General features: G+C 49.9%; 2 rRNA genes. Both read right to left on the minus strand.

Features of this window, described 5'->3' with window-relative positions:
• Positions 1-30 precede the first annotated feature (30 nt).
• Positions 31-2,951 (minus strand): 23S ribosomal RNA (locus tag D1831_RS13720).
• A gap of 204 nt (positions 2,952-3,155) precedes the next feature.
• Positions 3,156-4,721: ribosomal RNA gene (locus tag D1831_RS13725) — 16S ribosomal RNA — on the minus strand.
• The 16S and 23S rRNA genes sit together here, the layout of an rRNA operon.
• Positions 4,722-4,731 lie beyond the last annotated feature (10 nt).

Genomic DNA, 4,731 nt, shown 5'->3' on the forward strand with positions numbered 1-4,731 from the left:
ATTTCCTTAATGAACCTGAACACCAATTACTTGGTTAAGTCCTCGACCGATTAGTATTAGTCCGCTGCATGCGTCGCCGCACTGCCACTTCTAACCTATCTACCTGATCATCTTTCAGGGGTCTTACTTCCATATAGGAATGGGAAATCTCATCTCGAGGTGTGTTTCACACTTAGATGCTTTCAGCGTTTATCACATCCATACGTAGCTACCCAGCGATGCGCCTGGCGGCACAACTGGTACACCAGAGGTATGTCCATCCCGGTCCTCTCGTACTAAGGACAGCTCCTCTCAAATTTCCTACGCCCGCGACGGATAGGGACCGAACTGTCTCACGACGTTCTGAACCCAGCTCGCGTACCGCTTTAATGGGCGAACAGCCCAACCCTTGGGACCGACTACAGCCCCAGGATGCGATGAGCCGACATCGAGGTGCCAAACCTCCCCGTCGATGTGGACTCTTGGGGGAGATAAGCCTGTTATCCCCAGGGTAGCTTTTATCCGTTGAGCGATGGCCCTTCCATACGGTACCACCGGATCACTAAGCCCGACTTTCGTCCCTGCTCGACCTGTCTGTCTCGCAGTCAAGCTCCCTTGTGCCTTTACACTCTGCGAATGATTTCCAACCATTCTGAGGGAACCTTTGGGCGCCTCCGTTACTTTTTAGGAGGCGACCGCCCCAGTCAAACTGCCCACCTGACACTGTCTCCCACCACGCTAAGTGGTGCGGGTTAGAGTGGTCATACAGCGAGGGTAGTATCCCACCAACGCCTCCACCGAAACTAGCGTTCCGGTTTCTATGGCTCCTACCTATCCTGTACAAGCTGTACAAACACTCAATATCAAGCTACAGTAAAGCTCCATGGGGTCTTTCCGTCCTGTCGCGGGTAGTCCGCATCTTCACGGACAATATAATTTCACCGAGTCTCTCGTTGAGACAGTGCCCAGATCGTTACGCCTTTCGTGCGGGTCGGAACTTACCCGACAAGGAATTTCGCTACCTTAGGACCGTTATAGTTACGGCCGCCGTTTACTGGGGCTTCAATTCTGAGCTTCGCCGAAGCTAACCCATCCTTTTAACCTTCCAGCACCGGGCAGGCGTCAGCCCCTATACGTCATCTTACGATTTTGCAGAGACCTGTGTTTTTGATAAACAGTCGCCTGGGCCTATTCACTGCGGCTGATCTTGCGATCAGCACCCCTTCTCCCGAAGTTACGGGGTCATTTTGCCGAGTTCCTTAACGAGAGTTCACTCGCTCACCTTAGGATGCTCTCCTCGACTACCTGTGTCGGTTTGCGGTACGGGCAGTTAAATACTCACTAGAAGCTTTTCTCGGCAGTGTGACATCAGACGCTTCGCTACTAAATTTCGCTCCCCATCGCAACTTGTCCTTAAAGTGAAAAGCATTTGACTCTTCACAAGACTCGTTGTTTGGACATTCTAATCCAACAGAATGCACATCTTAGCCTCCTGCGTCCCTCCATCATTCAAACGCATTTAACTGGTACAGGAATCTCAACCTGTTATCCATCGTCTACGCCTCTCGGCCTCGACTTAGGTCCCGACTAACCCTGGGAGGACGAGCCTTCCCCAGGAAACCTTAGTCATTCGGTGGATAGGATTCTCACCTATCTTTCGCTACTCATACCGGCATTCTCACTTCTAAGCGCTCCACAAGTCCTTACGATCTTGCTTCACCGCCCTTAGAACGCTCTCCTATCACGCGACCTAATGGTCGCATCCACGGTTTCGGTAGTATGCTTAGCCCCGGTACATTTTCGGCGCAGGATCACTCGACTAGTGAGCTATTACGCACTCTTTAAATGGTGGCTGCTTCTGAGCCAACATCCTAGTTGTCTATGCAACTCCACATCCTTTTCCACTTAGCATACATTTAGGGACCTTAACTGGTGGTCTGGGCTGTTCCCCTTTCGACGGTGGATCTTATCACTCATCGTCTGACTCCCGGATATGAATCAATGGCATTCGGAGTTTATCTGAATTCAGTAACCCAAGACGGGCCCCTAGTCCAAATAGTGCTCTACCTCCATGATCCTTCATCCGAGGCTAGCCCTAAAGCTATTTCGGAGAGAACCAGCTATCTCCAAGTTCGTTTGGAATTTCACCGCTATCCACACCTCATCCCAGCAATTTTCAACTTACACGGGTTCGGTCCTCCAGTGCGTTTTACCGCACCTTCAACCTGGACATGGATAGGTCACCTGGTTTCGGGTCTATAACCTCGTACTCAAAACGCCCATTTCAGACTCGCTTTCGCTACGGCTCCGACTTTTAAGTCTTAACCTTGCACGGGATCATAACTCGCCGGTTCATTCTACAAAAGGCACGCCATCACGCGTTAACGCGCTCTGACTTATTGTAGGCACATGGTTTCAGGAACTATTTCACTCCCCTCCCGGGGTGCTTTTCACCTTTCCCTCACGGTACTGGTTCACTATCGGTCACTAGGTAGTATTTAGCCTTGGGAGATGGTCCTCCCGGATTCCGACGGAATTTCACGTGTTCCGCCGTACTCAGGATCCTGAACTGAGAAAGCTTGATTTAATCTACTGGGCTATCACCATCTATGGCGGATTTTCCCAAATCCTTCGACTATCAAACTTTTTGGTAACTCAAATGTTCAGTCCTACAACCCCAAAGTGCAAGCACTTTGGTTTGGGCTGTTCCCCGTTCGCTCGCCGCTACTTAGGGAATCGAAATTTCTTTATATTCCTGCTGCTAATGAGATGTTTCAGTTCACAGCGTTTACCTCCAACTAGACTATGAATTCATCTAGTGGTAACAGTTGATTAAAACTGCTGGGTTGCCCCATTCGGAAATCTCCGGATCATAGCTTACGTACAGCTCCCCGAAGCATATCGGTGTTAGTCCCGTCCTTCATCGGCTCCTAGTGCCAAGGCATTCACCATGCGCCCTTGTTAACTTAACCTCATTTACCTAACGGTAAATGCGATTAATGAGTTTAGCGATAATTAAACTTCAATAAAAAACTCAAAAAACGCGGTGTTCTCGGTTTCATTATGAAAAAATATATTTGATATTATCTAGTTTTCAAAGAACAAGTTTGAGAGTTAGACCTCTCAAAACTAAACAAAGTTTCGACGCGTGTGTAGGTTTCCGTAATATTCCTTAGAAAGGAGGTGATCCAGCCGCAGGTTCTCCTACGGCTACCTTGTTACGACTTCACCCTAATCATCTGTCCCACCTTAGGCGGCTGGTTCCCGAAGGTTACCCCACCGACTTTGGGTGTTACAAACTCTCATGGTGTGACGGGCGGTGTGTACAAGGCCCGGGAACGTATTCACCGCGGCATGCTGATCCGCGATTACTAGCGATTCCGACTTCATGTAGGCGAGTTGCAGCCTACAATCCGAACTGAGAATGGCTTTAAGAGATTAGCTTACTCTCGCGAGTTCGCAACTCGTTGTACCATCCATTGTAGCACGTGTGTAGCCCAGGTCATAAGGGGCATGATGATTTGACGTCATCCCCACCTTCCTCCGGTTTGTCACCGGCAGTCTCACCAGAGTGCCCAACTTAATGCTGGCAACTGATAATAAGGGTTGCGCTCGTTGCGGGACTTAACCCAACATCTCACGACACGAGCTGACGACAACCATGCACCACCTGTATCCACGTCCCCGAAGGGAACGCCTGATCTCTCAGGTTAGCGTAGTATGTCAAGACCTGGTAAGGTTCTTCGCGTAGCTTCGAATTAAACCACATGCTCCACCGCTTGTGCGGGCCCCCGTCAATTCCTTTGAGTTTCAGCCTTGCGGCCGTACTCCCCAGGCGGAATGCTTAATGCGTTAGCTGCAGCACTGAAGGGCGGAAACCCTCCAACACTTAGCATTCATCGTTTACGGTATGGACTACCAGGGTATCTAATCCTGTTTGCTACCCATACTTTCGAGCCTCAGCGTCAGTTACAGACCAGACAGCCGCCTTCGCCACTGGTGTTCTTCCATATATCTACGCATTTCACCGCTACACATGGAGTTCCACTGTCCTCTTCTGCACTCAAGTTTCCCAGTTTCCGATGCACTTCTTCGGTTAAGCCGAAGGCTTTCACATCAGACTTAAAAAACCGCCTGCGCTCGCTTTACGCCCAATAAATCCGGACAACGCTTGCCACCTACGTATTACCGCGGCTGCTGGCACGTAGTTAGCCGTGGCTTTCTGGTTAAATACCGTCAATACCTGAACAGTTACTCTCAGATATGTTCTTCTTTAACAACAGAGTTTTACGAGCCGAAACCCTTCTTCACTCACGCGGCGTTGCTCCATCAGACTTTCGTCCATTGTGGAAGATTCCCTACTGCTGCCTCCCGTAGGAGTTTGGGCCGTGTCTCAGTCCCAATGTGGCCGATTACCCTCTCAGGTCGGCTACGTATCATTGCCATGGTGAGCCGTTACCTCACCATCTAGCTAATACGCCGCGGGACCATCCAGAAGTGATAGCCGAAGCCATCTTTCAAGCTCGGACCATGCGGTCCAAGTTGTTATGCGGTATTAGCATCTGTTTCCAGGTGTTATCCCCCGCTTCTGGGCAGGTTTCCCACGTGTTACTCACCAGTTCGCCACTCACTCAAATGTATTTCATGATGCAAGCACCAATCAATACCAGAGTTCGTTCGACTTGCATGTATTAGGCACGCCGCCAGCGTTCGTCCTGAGCCAGGATCAAACTCTCAAATTAATGATGAGTT

It is taken from the genome of Lactiplantibacillus garii (assembly GCF_003885105.1).
In the GTDB taxonomy this organism is placed as follows: Bacteria; Bacillota; Bacilli; order Lactobacillales; family Lactobacillaceae; genus Lactiplantibacillus; species Lactiplantibacillus garii.